Origin of the sequence: Vibrio rhizosphaerae, assembly GCF_024347095.1 — a bacterium.
In the GTDB taxonomy this organism is placed as follows: domain Bacteria; phylum Pseudomonadota; class Gammaproteobacteria; order Enterobacterales; family Vibrionaceae; genus Vibrio; species Vibrio rhizosphaerae.
This window is the reverse complement of record NZ_AP024904.1, coordinates 451,024-471,510: the sequence shown is the minus strand read 5'-3', so window position 1 is coordinate 471,510 and position 20,487 is coordinate 451,024. Positions and strand designations below refer to the sequence as shown.

The window sequence follows — 20,487 nt, the reverse complement described above, 5'->3', positions numbered from 1 at the left end:
TATACTGATCTGTGTGAGCGTTGAATGCTCATTTCATCGGGCTGATCAGCCGCGCTGATTGTTGCTAAAATGTCGTCTTGGCGGATAAAAAACTTTAAATTGTTGCCACGAAGTGGATAATACGCCCTTATTCTTTTTACAGGAGTCCCATCATATGGCAACCGAATCAGCGCTGCTTGAACGTTGTGAATCAAAATGTGAACTTTGTTCATCTACCGCTCAGCTTCAACCATTGGTTGTTGCACCTCATACACAAATTACAGTTGATCATGCAGTGATGCTCTGTGACACCTGTAAGAGTCAAATTGAAAATCCGGAAACGGTCGATACGAACCACTGGCGTTGTCTGAATGACAGCATGTGGAATCAAACGCCAGCCGTTCAGGTCGTCGCATGGCGCCAACTGAAGCGTTTATCAGAGTCAGAAGCCTGGGCGCACGATCTGCTTGATATGATGTATCTGGAAGAAGAAGTGGCCAACTGGGCAATGATCGGCATGGATGATGATGCTGAGAAACCCCGCGACGTTAACGGTGTTGAGCTGAAAAAAGGTGACGACGTCACAATTATTAAAGATCTGCCGATTAAAGGTTCTTCTCAGGTCATTAAACAAGGGACGGTTGTCCGTGGTATCAGCCTGAGCGACGATCCAAAGCTGGTTTCAGGGAAAGCCAACGGCCAGTCAATGTATATCATTGCCGAGTATACCCGTAAAAAATAACCCGATTTTGCTGATTTCATTCAGCTCAGTTTGTAAAAAGCCCCCGGCATCAGACGCTGATGCCGGGGGCTTTTGTTTGTTGACATCAAATGGTTGATATCAAATTAATGCTTCAAATTCAATTGAATGATAACTCTTCGATCTGATTTCTTATCCCGTCCATCTTGTTGAGACAACTCACCCCGAATCACGAGTTTATCACTCAACCACTGCCCGTATGGCTGTAACATCTCACTCTCAAACAGGACATTAGACACGGCTAACGCTCTTTTCACAGACAGATCATAATTATACTTGTATGCATCCAAATCGTCTTTTGATCCCTTCCATTCCTGACTGGATAAACCAATTACTTCCAGAGATTTAATTTGATCAGGATATCGCGACAAGACATCAAATAATGGATTCAGGGTTGATGTAATCGCGGTTTCAAACCGAGGTGAAACCGTATATTCACCGACTTTAAAATAGCCATACGAACCAAAATCGAGCACCATATGATGGTAATCAAATGAGACCTTATTTTGTTGAAACGCATCGGAACTATTGGCTTGAATAGCAGCAATCAGACTATTTAAATCATGATTCAAATGAGATTTTTCAGTATAAAATGCATCAGACGGTAAGACAAAATCGATAGACACCCGTTTATCAGCCAATCGGAGAAGACTTCGGTTTCCGGCTCCGGTAAAAATAACATCGACATTATCAATTTTACTGAAATTGTCATCAACGGTGGTGATTTGATAGTCACTCAAATCATTTTTACTGATAACATTATTGATAAGTGGAACATACTGATTATCAATATAAAGTGAAACATGGCTGTCCCTGACACCCATATTTTCCATTGCGGTATATAGGGTATGTTTAAATAATCCGGGCACAACCATAAAGGGTGTCAATAAAATAAATAGCGTGACCAAACTATTAAAAATATTCTTCTCTTTATGATTGAGATACATCTTACAAGCAATACCACAGTAAAATAGCGGTGTGAACATGAAGAGGGTTGCAAACCAGTCTGAATCCCTAACCGTTGCGTATTGACAAAGCAGATAAATCAGCGGAAACAACCAGATCAATCCCAAGAAAGAGATCGAACCGATGTGATGATCTTTAATAAAGTTTTTGATCATCCCGCCAAACACCATGCCACGCAGATGCTTCTCTTTCTTGGTCATCGACAATGTTTTCACGATAAACGACGGGAGCCGAAACAGAAAAATCAGCGCATTAACCAATGACAAGGACGAGATCGAAAACAGAAAGATAAATAATGCGGCTAAGAACCCGAAGGAGAGAAACACGAAGCCAATGAATGCCCCATCGCCTAATGTCAGGCCTTGAGGATAGAATCCAATCATTGAGCAATATATCAGTATTATTACTGCACCGAGAAAAAAACCAACCTTAGAAATAACGGAGATAGATTCACTTATTTTTTGTGTAGTCATTATGATTATATACCTAGCAAAGATATGAAAAACAACGAACCGATCTTAAAGCGATCACTTATTTAGGCAAGCAGAATTGATGAGATATTGACTGTTTTTGGATATTTTTTTCGGGGATTTTGTAGAATACTAATCAAAATGAGAGGCCGATTCCAATTTTGTAAAGGGTAATTCTAAGGACAGTGAAAATAAGACAAAAAATAGCGATCGATATGCATTGAATATGAAAAGAAATATTCAAAGCAGCTATTGTTTCATCACAATAGCTGCCCGATACAATTTATCCATTTGAATGCTCGCCTGATTTAAGCAGCTGAATAGGGTAAAAAATAAACCAGTAACGTCCAGATACTCACCCAACTGACAACCACCAGCGCATCAAACCAATCTTTATACCGCATATTCCCTCCCCACTGATGAGGTTATTTCAACATCATCAGATAAGCAAAGACAATGCCATGATGGTCATGACCGAGAAATGAGATAAAAATTAGCTGATAAACTGCGCTTCAACAGAGGCTTCAAGCCACTCAGGTTTATCCTCAAACATCTCGATCAAAGCATCAGCCATTGACACATTCGACACGATACCGGGCCGGACCATACCAAGGATTGCTTCATAACCTTCTTTCCCTTTCATGGTATAAGCCGATGATGTTCCGCAATAAACCGTTGAATCATCAACAAATGTCCAGTGACCATCCTGATAAATCTTCAATGCCTGAATCCGCTCTTCTGGTGGCATGTCGGCCTGATATTGGAAATCCAGACCATAACAATAAGGATAACTGCCCGTCCCGGTACTTTCTGGCCGATAACCCAACGCATTATCAATCGCACCAGCCAATAAACTGCGGAGAGTTGCCCCGGTGACGTAATAAACGCCGATAGGAATAGCAAATGGCAATAATTGACCGGCAATGTCGGCAACGGTCAGCACACCGCTCGGCAGAGAACAACGGACGCCCCCGGCATTGTGCACGGCAAACTGAACCGGATGCTCTCGCTTACGCATCGCATGAAAAAATGAACGGGCCACCAATGGGGCTATTTCGCTGCCGCCGTTGTCTCCGGGAATCCGGGTGTGAAATAAAGGTTGTGTCAGGCGAACGACGGCTTTGGTTTGCTGCTGCCGCACCACCGGTAGGTAATGACGATTCAATATCTCCTGAATTTGGGGATCCTTGCGGCACACATGAACCAGCGGGTGTTGTTCCAGATAATCGCAGGCATGTTGGTGCCGCCAGTCACTGCCGGGAGACTGTCTGGCAGCATCGACAAACAAACGTCGGCCAATTAACAACTCATTCTTGCCCTGAAAACGCACAACTTTGCCCGTAGCATCAAAGTCAACATGGCAGTGTCCCAGCGCCAGCGCATGGCATCCGGACTGTACGATATGGGTATCTCCCACTTTGATCCCATATGGATCGGCAGCACCCAGTCCAATCTCTGAAAAGTCACCTTGTAAAACATGGCTATGCCCGCCAATAATCAAGCTGATACCACTCACCGCCTCGGCAAGCTGTTTGTCCATCTCATAGCCGAGGTGGCTGAGTAAAATAATCTTATTGATACCACTGTTCCGAATTGCATCGACGGTGTTGCGGGCAACATCCAGCGCCGTCACAAATGGGGTGTCAGCATCTGGGTTGGAGATATCATCCATCCGATCTAGTGAGAGCCCGAAGATAGCAACAGCATCTTGTTGATATTCCCGCACCAGCCATTGGGCGGTGCGTTGTTGGACATCATATCGATACACATTACTTTGTTCTGCAAGTCGATATGGCTTGTCGGCCAGCTCCTGACTCAGATCCCAGTTTCCCGCTAACAGCGGAAAGTTAATCTTCCGGACAAACCGGGCGACAGGTTCATTCCCCAAGTCCAGTTCATGATTGCCCAACACCATCGCGTCAATCCCTAACGCATTGAGCAATGTGGCATTCGCTTCACCTTTAAATAAGGAGAAATATAATGTGCCCTGAAAACAATCTCCGCCATGCAGAAATAAAAAAGGACGGCCACCCCTGTGGGCCTCATCTTTCAGCTGACCGACACGCGTTGCAATCCGGGCGAATCCCCCCGCACTGACATACGGTGAAATCTCATCCTGATGTACGGTCATTGCAAGTTGCAATGATGAAGGCTCAAAGTATGAGTGAGTGTCGTTCAAGTGTGCAATGGTGATTGATAGTGGCTGGTGATGCATAGACTCAAGCATTGTTTGTTTTCATATCATGGAGGGAAAAGCATGACAGATTCATCTCCATTTGTGAAATAGAGTTCGAAACTTTTTCGTCTCTCAAGCGACATCCCTCACCAACATTCACCATCTGTGATGTAAGTAACTCGTATTTCTGACTTTTTATATTATTCTTACGATAAGTGTTATAACTCTGGGAAAATGCCTATGCATTTAGAGCGAGTCGAAATATCCGGCTTCCGAGGAATCCGCCGTTTATCGCTGAGTTTAGAAGCGCTCACCACTTTAATCGGAGAAAACACTTGGGGAAAGTCTTCACTGCTGGATGCACTCAGTATTGCTCTCCCGCCTGACGGTAGTCTATATCACTTTTTACTGCAGGATTTTCATGTCAACTACGCGGTTTCTCAACCACAGACCCAACATCTGCAAATCGTGCTCTGTTTTATTACAACGGAGAAAAATGAGCCGAAATCCGGCCGATACCGTAAACTCAAGCCGATCTGGCAACCCGCCCCTCGGGGACTCAGCCGGATCATTTATCGGATCAGCGGTACCCGGGAACATGATCGAATCACAACCGTTCATCACTTTCTTAATCAGGAGGGTGAACCGCTCAAACTGCACCATTCAGAAAAACTTGCTCAAGAGCTAAGTAGCCTTCATCCTGTCATACGACTCCGGGATTCCCGGTATGTCGGAGAATCAACAAACGGCAACAATCACAGTAAGAATGCCAGAATAGAGAAAAGAATCGACAATACCTGTCGCCGCTTGCTGGCAACCCCCGGACATGTCAATAAAGGGGAAATCAAAAGCAGCCTCAATGCAATGAATTCACTGGTTGAACATTATTTCTCATTTAAAAGCCGGGGTAAAAAGAAACCGATGTTTGAGAGAACCAGTCTGGTTTATGCCCCTCCCACATCAGAAAAAACCTTCATTCAATATATTGAAGAGACCAAAAATCGTCAGAGCCGTCTACTGTTAATGCGCTTGCTGAATGCATATCTACAAGCCAAAGGTCCGACCGATCTCCGCCGCTGTGCAAGACCGATTCTGATCATTGAAGATCCGGAGGGCCGATTGCACCCGACTCATCTGGCAAGGGCCTGGACCATTCTACAACTGCTGCCAATGCAAAAAATACTCACAACCAACAGTGGTGAATTACTTGCAGCCGTCCCACTCTACTCAATCCGGCGACTGGTCAGAATGACAGACCGGACCAAGGCGATGTCTGTCCCGGAAAAAATGTTATCTCAGGACGATCTGCGTCGCATTGGTTTCCATATTCGTTTCCATCGCTCCAGTGCGTTATTTGCTCGCTGCTGGTTATTAGTGGAGGGAGAGACGGAAGTCTGGTTATTCAGTGAACTGGCTCGTCAGTGTGGCTATGACTTGATGGCTGAAGGAATACAGATCATCGAATTTGCGCAATCCGGTCTCAAATCATTAATAAAAGTTGCGAAAGCATTCGGGATCGACTGGCATGTGGTGACTGACGGTGATGCTGCGGGCAAGAAATATGCTGCGGCTGTCCGCTCTCAACTGGAACATGATCAGATATTACACCGTTTGACCGAACTGCCGGATCGCGATATCGAACACTTCTTATATAACAACGGTTTCGAGTTTTTCTTTAAAGATATGCTCAGAATCCCGCACGACCACCCGATTCCCGCCAAAAAAGTGGTCATGCGGGTACTCAAAAAATATGCAAAACCGGATTTAGCACTCGCAATCGTCTCCTATTGTGAGCAACGAGGGGTAACCTGTATTCCATCAGAACTCAGACGCACACTAAAACGGATTGTCACCATGGCCAATAGCAATATCTGACGTGATTGTGTTGCTTAGCTTAGGTACTGTTTATTCAGATATGGTTTATTTAAATACGGCTTATTTCACTGCCACTTATTCATGTATGATTTGTCGACGAACTAAACGTCAACATTTATCGCAGCAGAGAGCGCCCTTCAACCATGTGCAGGCCTGTGGCCCTGATACAGTCAATTAATGGATGTTCACCAACATCGGCACGCCAGATAAAAGACAGACTCCGATCCATCTTCAATGCCGGAACATTCAAAGCAACTAACTGATTACTTTCAATTAACGGTTTCACTTCAAGATACGGTAAGCAGGTCAAATAATCTGAATGGGCTGTCAGACTGCACAGCAACGGCACGAAATCATACTCACGCCAGACATCCAACTGAGGAACATGAGGATGAATGGCACTTTCAAACACCATTCGGGTCCCCGAACCGGGCTCTCTCAACACCCAGCGCGCTTGCGCCAGTAATTCGAAACTGACAGAGGACAAATTTGCATAGGGGTGATCGGGCGCGGCAACAATGATCAGCTGGTCACTACACCAGATGGTCTGACATAAACGATGATCATCACAACGGCCTTCAATAATCCCTAAATCACTGCGGTAGTTGAGAACATCTTCAATCACATTATGTGAGCTTTTGACACTGACTTTGATCCGGACGTCAGGGTAATGATGGTCCAACAGACTAATCAATTCCGGCAACAGATGTTCTGCCGGTGTCTGGCTGGCGGACAGTGTCAAATCACCGCTGATACCCTGTAAATCCACAAAACCGGACTCGATTTGTCGGGCATCTTGCAGTAAACGTCTGGCCCGTGGTCGCAGCCATTTGCCCCAGTGAGTCAGTCGCATCTGTTTGCCCTGCCGTTCAAATAAAGAACGGCCCAGAATTTTTTCCAGCTGCGACAAAGACATACTGGTCGCAGACTGGGTCAGAGACAAGTAATCCGCAGCCTGACTGACACTGCCGTATTCTGCAATCGCATCAAAGACAGCTATCTGTTTTAATGTATATTTCACCGTGACTCATCACTCACTCTGCATCCATCATCGGCTTTATTTTACGGGCGTATCAACAACTATCAATCAAATTGATAGTTATATTCAGAATTACCGATTTACCGTATGGTGTAAAATTAGGTAATCTACGCACAGGAATGTGCTGTAGCACACAATTTAAACGCTATGAGTTATATCTGGAGAGCCCATATGGCGAACAATACCGATTACTTAACGCCTGCTGAAATGATGGTTGAAGCAGAACATTACGCACACAGTAAGACCAAGAAATCAACAGGGACGATTTTAGGACTCGGGATGATGGCTGGCCTGTTCATCGGGCTTGCTTTTGTGTTTTATATTACAGTCACAACAGGCTCTGCAGACATTCCTTGGGGCTTGGCAAAACTAGCCGGTGGGATTGCTTTCAGTCTGGGCCTGATTCTGGTGGTCATTTGTGGCGGAGAGCTTTTTACCAGTTCGGTACTCACGATTCTCGCCCGGGCAAACCGACAAGTAAACACCACTCAGATGCTGACGATTTGGGGCAAAGTTTATATCGGTAACTTTTTAGGTGCCATGTTGCTGTTAGTCTTAATCATGGCTTCCGGTTTGTACGGTAGTGCTCACGGACTATGGGGCCTCAATGCACTCAATATCGCGCAACACAAACTTCACCACACATTCATTCAAGCTTTCACGCTCGGTATATTATGTAACTTGTTGGTTTGTCTCGCGGTTTGGTTAACATTCAGTTCAAAAAATGCAGCAACCAAAGCCATGATGACCATCTTACCTGTTGCCCTGTTTGTTTCTTCAGGGTTTGAACACTGTGTCGCCAATATGTTTATGGTGCCCTTAGGGATTGCAATTCAAACATTTGCGCCGGATACGTTCTGGCATGCCATCGGTACAGATGCCACTCAATATGCTGATCTGACGATTTCCCACTTTATATTTGCCAATCTGATCCCTGTCACTCTGGGCAATATTGTCGGAGGTGCTTTCCTGGTCGGATTAGGTAACTGGTTTGTATTCAGCCGTCCGAATCAGGGAAAAACAACCGCGGTGGACCATAAAGCTGTTAAAAATGATGCCTAAACATTTTTAAAATACGCCCCAATCAACAAAGCCTCTCAGATGAGAGGCTTTTATTGTTCAGTATGACTGACAGCAGCTTACTTTTTAATACCTTCTACATAAAGCTGCATATCCACAGTTTCAACCATGTCCATGGCTTTGATACCAAAGTCAGATAACTGTAGTGTTGTCGTGCCTTCAAAACCAGCACGCTCACCGCCCCATGGATCAGGACCCGCACCAATCAGTTCTGCATCAATGCTGATCGGTTTAGTCTGCCCGTGCAAAGTCAAATCGCCATTGATCGTGAACTCACCATCACCTTGATCTTCAATACTGGTGCTTTTAAACGTTGCAGTCGAATATTTGCCTGCATCAATAAATTCTCCGCCGCGAATGTGCTTATCTCGCTCCGCGTGGTTTGAATCCAAAGAAGTGGTATCGACTTTAACCTCAACCTTTGATGCGGTGATATTCTTCGGATCATAAGAGAATGTTCCGTCAAAACGATTAAAACGTCCCTGAATATAACTGTATCCCAAATGACTCACGGTGAAGTTAATCGATGCGTGGCCCCCTTCTGTGTCGATAACATAATCGGCAGCCATTGCGCCAAAAGATAAAGTTGTCGTCAATGCCAACCCTGTTGCGAGTAATGCCTTTTTCATGATTTAGATGCTCCTATCATTTTTCGTAATGTATCATCTTTGGAAATAAAGTGGTGTTGTAGGGCAGCTAAGACATGCAAAACGACCATAATGATCAATGTCCAAGCTGCGATTTTGTGAACAACGCCTGCGAGATCAGCCTGCCCTTCAAAGAGCGCTCCGGCGCCGGGAATCGTAAACCAGTTAAATACATCAATCCCGCGACCATCTTCTGTAGAAATCAAATAGCCGGAGACAAAGATAACGAACAAATCTAGATACATCGTGTGGTGAACTGCTTTCGATGCAATTTTTTCAAAACGAGACCCTGTCACTTTTGGTGAGACGGTTGAGGCTTTCCAAATCACACGGAAAATGGTTAAAAGTGCCACAAGTATCCCGACCGATTTATGTAAGAAAGGTGCCTCATGATACCAAGTGCTGTAGTAAGACAGATCAACCATCCAGACACCAACAGCAAACATTCCCACAATAACGATTGCCGATAGCCAATGTATGCTCCTAGCGACAAGATTATAGTTTTTAACATCAGTGCTCATATCTGCCCTTCCTGACTATATATTTGCTCATAACGACGGTTTCCTAAATTAAAAATAATTGTTGCTTTAATCAGTTCTATAGTAGAAATCGGTCTATATTCACTTTCTTTAATGAGTATTTCTTATAAAGATTTCACCGAACACCTCAATAAATTGATGAACTTATTCCAATTTCTTGAACTATACGCACTTATTTGCATTAGAATCACATTATATACTATAGACGCCCTCCATTTTTGTCCGGTCTCTCCTCCAACGCCACGATTTAAAATGCGCAGAAAACATCACAAAAACTTAATATATTTAGTCGAATAGCTCTCCGAAAAGCATAAAAAAAATCGAGTTCAGTATAAAATATGCTACGCTGAGTTTTGTTCTCACAAGGAGTGTTAGTCTTGTTATTGGATATCCTGATTCAAAGTGTCAATGAGTTTCAATCTGACTGTCTGAAGCTATGTGAAAAACACTATCCGACGATTCATAATCAGGGAATGACTGAACACCACCTTGCTAAAGCATTTTCCAGACGTCTCGCCCGTACGCTCATTGAATTCGGTCATTCTTGCGAATATATCCCGATTGACCTGCATCTCCACCACGAACTTCCCCATCATTTTCGGGTGACGTCGGAAATCGGTACCGTGTGGATCCTGACGCATCATCTCGTCAGTGCCGGAAAGACCTGCCGGGAAAAACTTGTTCAGGACATTACCCTCTGGAAAGAAGAATATGCCTATGCAATCCAGCCCTCCGATCTGTTATTGCTACTGGCAGATCACTGGATCTCGCGTAAAACCACCAGCCGCGAGTTACTTTACTGGTGGATGGGACAACTGCCGGACGAGCTCGCCGAGTACAATGCTCAGGGCATTACATTGTATGAAAGTGACTCAAGATTAAGTCAACATTTAGAAACCTGTCATGCAGTTTCGCCTTGTTACATAAAGTATGGTCATCCACTCAGACGCTCCAAAGATCAGCAACTGGTTCGTAAATACATTCAGTTATACGCTGTTTTGCAGTGGGCCTGATTGCAATTTCGATCTCGCCCCCCGCCAAAAGACATCACGGCTCACCAAACCGGTCCTCCTGATATTTCACATCGAATTCACAACAGTGAAACTGCCTCGCTTCGTTTGATGTACTGCGCCAGCTTCCATTTAAAAAACTGATTTTTCCTCTATTTACAGAAAAAAATATCGTTTTATTTTTACTAGGAAAATAAAACAACTCAGATTAGAATCGCCCACCATAAAAACGCATAACAACAGCCATCTCCTGACACACAAAGTTATCGCGCCAAGGGATGACTGAATTCATACCTCAGGTATGAACTTAAGCTCAACGTAAACAATAAAAAGGTCCTGAATCATGAGCCCAGAGAAACACCTACTCGACTGGCACGCTGGCCAAACGATTGCGGAATCCATGTCTCCCCTCATCGGGCAGCTATACCGAACTCGGGGTGTTGAAGTGATTTTATTCGGTAAAACGCTGATCAACGCAGCAACGATTGAAATCATCAAGACACATCGGATCGCCCGTCGCTATATTGGTTCTCCCCTCGATTTACAACAAACACGCCCTGTTTTACAACAGCTTGCTGAACTCGAATTAACCCCGAGCCGTATCGATATCGGTCAACTCGCCCATCGGTACTGGCAACACCATGACGATGAATCCGGCCTGAAGGATTATTTACAAACGTCACTTCACGCAGCATTGACGCAAAAACCTAAAGCGCCCCAGAAAGATGTTGTGCTGTATGGATTCGGTCGAATTGGTCGCTTACTGGCTCGCCTGCTCATCGAAAAAAGTGGCCCCGGTTATCCCTTACGTTTACGGGCAATTGTGGTTCGCGGCGGCAAAGACGGTGATTTGGAAAAACGTGCCAGTTTACTCCGTCGTGACTCGGTTCACGGCCTGTTCAACGGCAGTATTACCGTGGATCATGAACGGAAAGCAATCATTGCCAACGGAAATTATATTCAGATCATTTATGCCCACCAGCCACAAGACATCGATTATACCGATTACGGGATTCACGATGCACTGATCGTCGACAACACGGGGGTCTGGCGCGATCAAGCCGGTTTAAGCCAGCATCTGCAATGTCAGGGAGCAGCCAAAGTGCTCCTGACCGCTCCGGGCAAAGGTGAAATGAAGAATATCGTCTTCGGGGTCAATGAATCCACGATTCAGCCGGAGGACACCATCATTTCAGCCGCCAGTTGCACGACCAACGCAATTACACCGGTATTAAAAGCAGTCCACGAGCAATATGGGATTTTATCGGGTCATATTGAGACGGTGCATTCATTTACCAACGATCAGAATTTGATCGATAACTTCCATCCCGGTGAACGCCGTGGTCGGAGTGCTTCACTCAATATGGTTCTGACCTCGACCGGCGCAGCGAAAGCGGTTGCCAAAGCCCTGCCGGAACTGGCCGGAAAACTCACCGGCAATGCGATCCGGGTGCCGACACCAAACGTGTCGATGGCGGTTGCCAATCTGAATCTAGCCTCTGAGACGAATAAAGAAACCCTGAATCATTACCTGCGGGATATCGCACTCAATTCATCATTGGCACCACAAATTGATTACACCGAATCCACAGAAATTGTTTCAACAGATTTAGTCGGCTCACGCTATGCCGGTGTTGTCGATGGAGCGGCAACGATTGCGCAAGATTCCCGGTGTGTTCTGTACATCTGGTATGACAATGAATTTGGATACAGTGGTCAGGTGATTCACTGTATGGAACAAATGATGGGGGTTCGTTACAAAACTTATCCGACTCAATAACCGGTTTCATCTCCACAACATAACAATAATAATCGAACGATGCCGTCGGTTGTTCGACATCACTTCAGCACATACTGACGACATCGATCATGCACCTGAGTGCTTGCCGCTTTCTAACACAAAGCGGCTTTTTTTTGCTTATCATTCAGACGATGTTGATCGCTTAAGACCATGATGATAATGCCACCAGCTTTTGGGTGTATTCGTGCTGAGGGTCGTTAAAAAGGGTCTGGGTCTCACCCTGCTCGATGATTTTCCCCTGCCGCATCACAATGGTGTAATGACACAACGATTTCACGACATTCAGATCATGACTGATAAATAAGTAAGTCAAACCATGCTTTTCCTGCAACATTTTCAGCAGATCCAGTACCTGCGCCTGAACCGTCCGATCAAGCGATGATGTCGGCTCATCCAGCAAGATAAACTGCGGCTGTAAGATTAAGGCCCGGGCGATTGCAATCCGCTGTCGCTGACCACCGGAAAACTCATTTGGATAACGATAGCGATTGTGTGGATCGAGTCCGACTTCGGCCATTACGTCACAGATTTGTCGATCAATCTCTGCATCACTCAAGCGCTGATGAACCCGTAATCCTTCACCAATCACTTGAGCGACCGACATTCTCGGGTTGAGCGCTGAGAATGGATCCTGAAATACGACCTGCATCTGGTGGCGGAATGGCAACATTCCCTGACGATCGAGTGACTGTAGCTCGGTCTCCCGAAAACGAATCGATCCCTGAGAATGCAGCAATTTGAGAATCGCTAATCCGGTCGTAGACTTGCCTGACCCGCTCTCTCCGACCAAACCAATCGAGTGTCCTTCCCGGAGATTAAACTGCATATCCGTCACTGCCTTGATATGACCGAGGGTACGCTTAAGTAAACCACCTTTGATTGCAAACCAAACTTTCAGATTTTCAACCTGAAGCAGAGTCGGGGCGTGAGCAGAGACATCAACCGGTTTACCTCTGGGCTCAGCATGAATTAACTGATGCGTATAGGGATGTTGAGGATCAGCAAATAGTTGCTGGGTTGCACCGGTTTCCACCAGTCTGCCCTGTTGCATTACAGCAACCCGATCCGCAATCCGTCTGACAATACTCAGATCATGGGTAATGAACAGCATCGCCATCCCCAACTCTTGTTGCAACGCTTTCAATAGGTCAAGGATTTGAGCTTGTACCGAGACATCCAGTGCTGTGGTCGGCTCATCGGCAATTAACAACTCCGGCTCATTGATGAGTGCCATCGCGATCATCACGCGTTGCCGTTCACCGCCGGACAGCTCATGCGGATAAGCATTAATTTTCATTGCCGGCTCACGAATGCCAACCTTTTCTAGCCACTTCAGTGCAATCGCCTCTGCCTGACGAGTCCGGATACCCCGGTGAATGGCCAGCGTTTCTACCAACTGTCTGCCAACTTTGTGCAGCGGATTCAGTGACACCATCGGCTCTTGAAAAATCATCCCGATCCGGCCCCCGCGAATCCCCCGCAACTGGCGGGCTGAACAGGTTAATGTATTGATCCCATCAAAAAGAATTTCTCCTTCATCGTAGTGTGCCGCATGAACTGGCAGCAATTTCAGAATCGCATTCGCTGTCACTGATTTCCCGGAGCCACTTTCCCCGACCAGCGCCAGCGTTTCTCCTTGACTGATAGAGAAGCTAACCTGATGTGTCACCGGTTCAATCCTTTCTTGTTCGGTACGATCCTGACGTCGAAAACCAATCGACAGATTCTTGATACTCAATACATCCTGACTCATGTGCGTTTCCCATACTGATGTGGGTCGAATGCATCCCGCACCGCTTCACCGATAAATACCAGTAAAGTCAGCATCAACGATAAAACCACAAAGGCCGATATTCCTAACCAGGGCGCCTGAAGGTTTGCCTTTCCCTGCGCTAATAGTTCTCCGAGTGACGGAGAGCCGACCGGCAAACCAAAACCAAGAAAATCCAGTGACGTTAATGTAGTGACCGAACCGGAGAGAATGAATGGCAGCATGGTCAGTGATGCGACCATCGCATTTGGCAGCATATGACGACGCATAATTTGGTGATCGGAAACTCCCATAGCCTGCGCCGCTCTGACATAATCAAAATTACGACACCGTAAGAATTCAGCCCGCACCACACCAACCAGACTCATCCAGCTAAATAACACCATAATCCCCAGTAGCCACCAGAAATTCGGTTCAACAAAACTAGACAAAATAATCAGTAAAAACAGCGTTGGCATCCCTGACCAAATCTCGATAAAACGCTGGCCGAACAGATCGAACCATCCGCCGTAATATCCTTGCATCGCACCGACTCCCACGCCAATCACAGAAGAAACCAGCGTAAGGACAAATCCAAATAAGACCGAAATCCGAAAGCCATAGATGAGCCGGGCCAATACATCTCGTCCTTTATCGTCAGTTCCAAGCCAGTTAACCGCATCGGGGGCGGAAGGGACGCTACCGCTATCAATATTAAAATTAATGGTATCGTAACTAAACCGAATCAACGGCCAGATAATCATCCCTTTCTCACGAATCAGTTCATCAACATAAGGATCGGTATAATCTGTCTCCGTCGGAAACTCACCGCCGAACTCGGTTTCAGGATAGGCATAGACTATCGGAAAATACCAGTGATGATCATAGGAAATAAAAAGGGGCTTATCATTGGCAATCAGTTCAGCAAATAAACTGAGCAAAAACAGGCAACTGAAAATCCACAGCGACCAATAACCTCGCTTGCTCTTTTTGAAGCGATGCCAACGCTCAGCATTCATCGGATTCATCTTAATCAATGCCATTTCAACGCGCCTCAAAGTCAATACGTGGATCAACCCAGGTATACGTCAAATCTGAAATAATCCCCAATACCAACCCCAGCAAAGTCATAATATAAAGAGAACTGAATACCACCGGATAATCACGCTGTATGGTCGATTCAAATCCCAGTAAACCAATCCCATTGAGCGAAAACATCACTTCAATCAACATCGAACCGGTGAAGAAAATACTGATAAACGCACTGGGAAAACCCGCAATAATAATCAACATGGCATTGCGAAATACATGTTGATACAAAATACTGCGCTCATCCAACCCTTTCGCCCGGGCCGTGACCACATATTGTTTATTAATCTCATCGAGAAACGAGTTTTTCGTCAGCATTGTCAATGTGGCAAATCCACCGATGACCATCGCCAGAATCGGCAATGTCAGATGCCAAAAATAATCGCCAATCTGCTGATACCATGTGAGTTGTTCAAAGTTGTCCGAAACCAAGCCCCGCAACGGAAACCAGTCAAAATAGTTGCCGCTGGCAAACACAATGATCAGCAGAATCGCAAACAGAAAGCCGGGGATGGCATAGCCGATAATGATCATCGCACTGGACCAGATATCAAAACGAGAACCGTGTCGGATCGCCTTCATGATCCCGAGCGGAATAGAAATCAGATAGACAATTAAGGTACTCCACAAACCCAACGAGATTGATACCGGTAAGCGCTCTTTGATCAGTGTCATCACATCCCCGCCTTTGAACAGGCTTTGTCCAAAGTTGAAGGTGGCATAGTTTTTCAGCATTTCGACATATCGTTCCAGTAATGGCTTGTCAAAGCCGAACTGGCGTCTGATCTCGGCAACCACTTCGGGATCGAGCCCTCTTGAGCCTTTATATCCTGAATGTCCTGTTTTTTCGTCGGAAAGGGATACATCCTGATGACCACCGCTAAACCGCTCCATCACGCCGGAACCGAGTCCCTGCATTTGTGCGATCGCCTGCTCAACCGGCCCGCCGGGGGCTATCTGGATAATAAAAAAATTGATCGTAATAATCGCCCATAACGTCGGGATGACTAACAACAACCGACGGAATATATATGCAGCCATAATTCCCTCTAATGGCTTTGGCCACTTGCCAATGCTTGCTCTTTTGCGGCTGAAATCCACCAGCTATCTACGCCGAGCGAGTATTTCGGCATCACTTTCGGACGTTCAAACTTATCCCACATCGCAACATGATAGGTACTGACATACCATTGCGGAATCATGTAAAAATTCCACTGCAACACCCGATCCAATGCCCGGCCTAACGCAACCAGTTTTTGGGCGTCATGCTGACTGGCGGCAATCGCTTCGGTGAGCTGATCAACGGCCGGATCAGAGACCCCCGCCTGATTGTATGTTGAGTCGATAAAGCCGGAATTCCAGACAATCATCAGATCTGATGAAGGATAAGCGTTTGCACTATACCCTCTTGAAATCATGTCGAAGTCTCTGTCACGAAGTCGTTTTGTATATTGTGTGGTATCCACAGTACGGATGTTCATGGTAATCCCCATCCGCTTTAAATTTTTCTGCAAAGGAATAGCAATACGCTCATCGGTCGGATTAAAAATTAATAATTCAAACGTAAATGGCTGGCCCGTCTTGATATTGGTCATGACACCGTCTTTAACCTGCCATCCTGCCACTTTGAGCAGTTTGAATGCCTGACGCATTTGCTTTCGAATTTGGCCGGAACCGTCCGTCACCGGCGGTTGGTAGGCTTGAGTAAATACCCGGGGCGGGATCTCGGCTTTCAACGGGTTCAGAATCTTCAGCTCCGCCTCAGACGGCAGTCCTTTGGCTTCAAACTCAGTATTCTGAAAGTAACTTCTCGTCCGCGTATACTGATTATAGAACATGTGTTGATTCATCCACTGGAAATCCAGTGCGTAGGTCAACGCTTCCCTCACACGGCGATCCTGAAACACCGGCCGCGTGGTATTGAAGACAAACCCTTTTGCCGGTGCCGGTTTCTGATGGGGAATTTCTTCTTTAATAATATGACCATTATCGAAATTCACCCCGGTATACGCGGTCACCCACTGCTTGGCATTGGTTTCCTGACGAAAATCAAATTCCCCGGATTTGAAGGCCTCCAGCATAACCGTATCATCCCGGTAATAGTCGTACTGAACCACCTTGAAGTTGTTCCGTCCGACATTGACCGGTAAGTCACGCGCCCAATAATCATCTACCAGCCCGTAAGTAATACTTTGCCCCATCTTATAATCAATGATTTTGTACGCACTACTCCCGACCGGTGGCGTTGCCAGTGGTTCAGCAAAGTTTTTATCCTTCCAGAAATGAGCGGGTAATACCGGGAGCGTTTCAGCAATGCTAAACAGTTTTTCTCGGTTCGGTTGTGACATTTCAAACCGGACGGTATGATCATTGAGTGCCCTGACGGATTTGACATCTTTATAGTAGACGCGGAATTGAGGCACACCTTCGGTGTTTAGCTTGTTAAAACTAAAGGCAACGTCATGGGCTGTAATGGGCTGACCATCATGAAAACGAGCTTTCGGATTCAAATCCGCTTCAAGCCAGAGATAATCATCCGAATAACGAATTTTGGTTGCAATCAACGGATAGTAAGCATCGATTTCATCGCTGGGAGAGAACATCAAACTATCATACAACTCGCCACTGGCAACAGCTGGAACGCCACGTGAGGCATAGCGGTTAAAATTGTCGAATGTCCCGATTTGACCATAAGTGATTTTACCGTACTTCGGCGCATTCGGATTGACATAATCAAAATGCTGAAAGTTCTCCGGATACTTCGCCTCACCGTATCCAACCAAACGTGTCGTTTCAATCACTTTGCCAAAACTGGCCATACTGAAAATCATCAAGCCACAACTCAATAAGGCCAGTCTTACTTTAACCATACAATTACTTTCCTAAATCAATAATTCTTTTGCAGCCAACCGGAGAAGAAACGTTTCCCGCTCTAAATTCTTACCATGATGGGATGGATCCATCAACGCCTGTTCATTATGAGCAATTGCCTGATGAATATCGAGCCAAACCGGGCGACTCCCGTTTTGGATCTCATAATCTTCCGGGGTAGGTTTCCTGAGCTGATCAGCAACCTTACAGGCATAACAGTAAGAAACCATATGTACAACTTGGCCGGCTTCCGTTCCTCTCGGCCGAAACTCTTCATAAATACCGAGAGGTTGGATATTGTGCACATTGTGAGCACCTGTCTCTTCTTGCAGCTCGCGAATCATCCCGACAATCGGGTCTTCACCATCTCTTAACCCGCCCCCCGGTAGACTGTAATCATCAAAACGGTCGGTATACAGTGCTAAAACTTCGTGATGTTCATTCAGCACAATCGCTCGGCTCGCTAAACGAACTTGTGTCTGAAAATCCTTCTGGGCTTGTACCTCAGGATCGACTGTTGTCGCCAAATGTTTCATAAAGGCATCTCCTTGTCTGTCCTTGCTAATCCATTGGAATGTTTAAATGACTACTCGTCATAAAAAACAATAAGTTAGCAAAAAATAAAATGCAACTTTTTACGACTTCAAGTTCCATATTTCGAAGTAAGTCGGCACAACGTACCATGAATCAGGGATGAATACTGTTTGATAAGACATGTTTTCTCAATTTCTGTTGCCGTCCTTAAGCAGCAAACAATATAAAAATATGTCTTTGATTCATAAAATAAATTCATAACTATTATCAATAATAGGTGACTACTATGAAAAATCAAAGCTCGTCGTCATCAGTTCATATTCATCATGAACAATACGAGAAGACTAAAAATATCCTGATTGATACGGGTAAACTGATCCTCGCAGTTCTTGGCGCGAGCCTTCTGACCATGGCCTGTCTCTGGCTGGACTACTTATATGGTGATCACTATATTGGTGAAAACTCTGTCACTGAGTATGTTCAACAAATTCTGCTGGGGATTGCTGCGATTGCTTTCTATCGGGTCAAGGCAAGTCACGAAAATCTGCGTCATGCAGCAATCTTGATCAGTGGCTTCTTTGTGGTTTTATCGATCCGCGAACTCGACTTTCTGTTTGACTATATATGGCATGGCTTCTGGGTCTATCCGGCCCTATTCGTCACTTTCTGCGCGATTGTTTATGCCTTGAGAGGAAAAACACAGGTATTCCACGAAATGGCCGAAATTCTCAGTGTGCCCAATATGCGCTTGTTGGTCTGTGGCGTGATTCTCTTGTTGTCGTTTTCCCGCTTATTCGGAATGGGTAGTTTCTGGCATATGGTCATGCAGGACGATTATGTCCGCAATGTGAAGAATACCATTGAGGAAGGAACAGAATTGCTGTGTTACGCGCTTATCGGTTACGCCGCAGTTTCGACCCAGCTCTACCTCAAAGCCCGCTCAGCTGTCATGCAGTGCCGTACAAAAATTAACATGAGTGAAAGCGTTTACCATTAAACAAAACGATGCCCTCATTCAGTAATATCGGGATGCTTCATCATTGCGATGTGGCATCCCGTGATTTGAGAACACCATGCTCTGAAGACAGATATCCAAACCAGTCATTCAGCTCCCTTTCCGGCCCCACAAGAACAAACGGATTCAATGATCAGCGTGATACGCAGCACTTGAGGTCACCGTTAAGCTATCATGCCGCCAAATGGTTATTTCGGCTGCGACAGGCGCGGCATCACGATACACTTTCCTTTCAATCACAAGTGCCGGCGTTCCCGGAGCAGCATGCAGCAGTACCGCCGTTTCACCGGTCAGACACCCCAGCGTCACGCTGTCATGAACACAAAAATGATGCTGTGACTCTTGTTGCCGCAGCCATGAAAATAACTCTGTCGCAGCATCAGAATCCATCGCGGTATGTTTCTCTGCAACCCAGTAACGAACCAGACAAACCGGACGTTTCTCCAAATAACGCAACAGTTCGACTGCATAAACTTCAGCAAAAGGCCCCAGTTGCAGCCAGCCGCTCACCTGTTTATTCGCCAGTGTATTTTTGGCCCGGATGACAGACAGACTCGCCTGACGTGCCTGCTGTTGTGCCAAAGTAAGAAAGTCTTCAGCTGTTGATAGCGGAAACTCGATACGTGGTGGTGCAATAAACCAGCCCCGGCGATCTTCCCGATAAATCAGTCCTTCCGTTTCCAGCAACGATAACGCTTCACGCAACGTCACCCGGGTGGTCGTAAATGTTTCAGCCAGTTGTCGCTCCGAAGGCAATTTCTGCCCGGCAGACAACATGCCCTGCTCAATCTGTTCTGCAATGGTTTCTTTAATTTTAATATATTGCACCGATAACCAACTCAAAGTGACATTGTCACAACAATCAAACATATACGTTCAATTTAAC

Annotated in this window: 16 protein-coding genes and 1 pseudogene; 6 read left to right on the top strand and 11 right to left on the bottom strand. The window is 45.7% G+C overall.

Going from position 1 to position 20,487, the window contains the following annotated elements; translation table 11 throughout:
- Positions 1 to 154: 154 nt before the first annotated feature.
- Positions 155 to 721: a PhnA domain-containing protein gene (locus OCV37_RS17245; protein ID WP_038185123.1), complete on the top strand. Its 567-nt coding sequence runs from the start codon at positions 155 to 157 to the stop codon at positions 719 to 721.
- Between the two features lie 104 nt (positions 722 to 825).
- Here the strand turns inward: OCV37_RS17245 and OCV37_RS17240 are convergent, their stop codons facing one another.
- Both OCV37_RS17240 and OCV37_RS17235 read right to left on the bottom strand, forming a co-directional pair.
- Positions 826 to 2,088 carry an OmpA family protein gene (locus tag OCV37_RS17240; protein ID WP_038185125.1) on the bottom strand — a complete coding sequence of 421 codons (1,263 nt, stop codon included), beginning with the start codon at positions 2,086 to 2,088 and terminating at the stop codon, positions 826 to 828.
- A 580-nt stretch (positions 2,089 to 2,668) separates the two neighbouring features.
- Positions 2,669 to 4,402: a bifunctional metallophosphatase/5'-nucleotidase gene (locus OCV37_RS17235; RefSeq protein ID WP_038185135.1), complete on the bottom strand. Its 1,734-nt coding sequence runs from the start codon at positions 4,400 to 4,402 to the stop codon at positions 2,669 to 2,671.
- Between the two features lie 189 nt (positions 4,403 to 4,591).
- On the opposite strand from OCV37_RS17235, the gene OCV37_RS17230 reads away from it, so the two are divergent.
- Positions 4,592 to 6,226 carry an ATP-dependent endonuclease gene (locus OCV37_RS17230; RefSeq protein ID WP_038185137.1) on the top strand — a complete coding sequence of 545 codons (1,635 nt, stop codon included), beginning with the start codon at positions 4,592 to 4,594 and terminating at the stop codon, positions 6,224 to 6,226.
- A gap of 115 nt (positions 6,227 to 6,341) precedes the next feature.
- On the opposite strand, the gene OCV37_RS17225 is transcribed toward OCV37_RS17230, so the two are convergent.
- Complete coding sequence (locus tag OCV37_RS17225) at positions 6,342 to 7,247, bottom strand: LysR substrate-binding domain-containing protein (protein ID WP_038185139.1); 906 nt, start codon at positions 7,245 to 7,247, stop codon at positions 6,342 to 6,344.
- Between the two features lie 165 nt (positions 7,248 to 7,412).
- Between OCV37_RS17225 and focA the strand changes: the two are divergent.
- A pseudogene (focA, locus tag OCV37_RS17220) lies at positions 7,413 to 8,273 on the top strand (formate transporter FocA); the annotation flags it as partial.
- 131 nt (positions 8,274 to 8,404) lie between these two features.
- Here focA and OCV37_RS17215 read toward each other — a convergent pair.
- Positions 8,405 to 8,974: a YceI family protein gene (locus OCV37_RS17215; protein ID WP_038185146.1), complete on the bottom strand. Its 570-nt coding sequence runs from the start codon at positions 8,972 to 8,974 to the stop codon at positions 8,405 to 8,407.
- Positions 8,971 to 9,513 carry a cytochrome b gene (locus OCV37_RS17210; RefSeq protein ID WP_038185149.1) on the bottom strand — a complete coding sequence of 181 codons (543 nt, stop codon included), beginning with the start codon at positions 9,511 to 9,513 and terminating at the stop codon, positions 8,971 to 8,973. Before OCV37_RS17210 ends, OCV37_RS17215 begins: the two co-directional genes overlap by 4 nt.
- Before the next feature lie 395 nt (positions 9,514 to 9,908).
- Between OCV37_RS17210 and OCV37_RS17205 the strand changes: the two genes are divergently transcribed.
- Entirely contained in the window at positions 9,909 to 10,544 is a 636-nt protein-coding gene (locus OCV37_RS17205) for a hypothetical protein (RefSeq protein WP_038185150.1), read from the top strand.
- A 340-nt stretch (positions 10,545 to 10,884) separates the two neighbouring features.
- Complete coding sequence (locus tag OCV37_RS17200; protein ID WP_038185151.1) at positions 10,885 to 12,321, top strand: glyceraldehyde-3-phosphate dehydrogenase; 1,437 nt, start codon at positions 10,885 to 10,887, stop codon at positions 12,319 to 12,321.
- 163 nt (positions 12,322 to 12,484) lie between these two features.
- Here the strand turns inward: OCV37_RS17200 and OCV37_RS17195 are convergent, their stop codons facing one another.
- The 5 genes from OCV37_RS17195 to OCV37_RS17175 are packed head-to-tail and all read right to left on the bottom strand — an operon-like array spanning position 12,485 to position 18,588.
- Entirely contained in the window at positions 12,485 to 14,095 is a 1,611-nt protein-coding gene (locus tag OCV37_RS17195; protein WP_038185154.1) for an ABC transporter ATP-binding protein, read from the bottom strand.
- Complete coding sequence (locus tag OCV37_RS17190) at positions 14,092 to 15,135, bottom strand: ABC transporter permease (RefSeq protein ID WP_038185162.1); 1,044 nt, start codon at positions 15,133 to 15,135, stop codon at positions 14,092 to 14,094. Before OCV37_RS17190 ends, OCV37_RS17195 begins: the two co-directional genes overlap by 4 nt.
- A 1-nt stretch (position 15,136) precedes the next feature.
- Entirely contained in the window at positions 15,137 to 16,222 is a 1,086-nt protein-coding gene (locus OCV37_RS17185) for a microcin C ABC transporter permease YejB (RefSeq protein WP_038185164.1), read from the bottom strand.
- 8 nt (positions 16,223 to 16,230) lie between these two features.
- The gene (locus OCV37_RS17180) at positions 16,231 to 18,012 is read right to left on the bottom strand and encodes an extracellular solute-binding protein (RefSeq protein WP_245609158.1); all 1,782 of its coding nucleotides are present in this window, start codon (positions 18,010 to 18,012) and stop codon (positions 16,231 to 16,233) included.
- 51 nt (positions 18,013 to 18,063) lie between these two features.
- On the bottom strand, positions 18,064 to 18,588 hold the full coding sequence (locus OCV37_RS17175) for an NUDIX hydrolase (protein WP_038185173.1): 525 nt from the start codon (positions 18,586 to 18,588) through the stop codon (positions 18,064 to 18,066).
- A gap of 284 nt (positions 18,589 to 18,872) precedes the next feature.
- Between OCV37_RS17175 and OCV37_RS17170 the strand changes: the two genes are divergently transcribed.
- Entirely contained in the window at positions 18,873 to 19,583 is a 711-nt protein-coding gene (locus OCV37_RS17170) for a hypothetical protein (RefSeq protein ID WP_051680831.1), read from the top strand.
- 144 nt (positions 19,584 to 19,727) lie between these two features.
- Here OCV37_RS17170 and OCV37_RS17165 read toward each other — a convergent pair whose 3' ends face one another.
- Positions 19,728 to 20,471 carry a GntR family transcriptional regulator gene (locus OCV37_RS17165; RefSeq protein ID WP_051680833.1) on the bottom strand — a complete coding sequence of 248 codons (744 nt, stop codon included), beginning with the start codon at positions 20,469 to 20,471 and terminating at the stop codon, positions 19,728 to 19,730.
- Between the last annotated feature and the right edge of the window lie 16 nt (positions 20,472 to 20,487).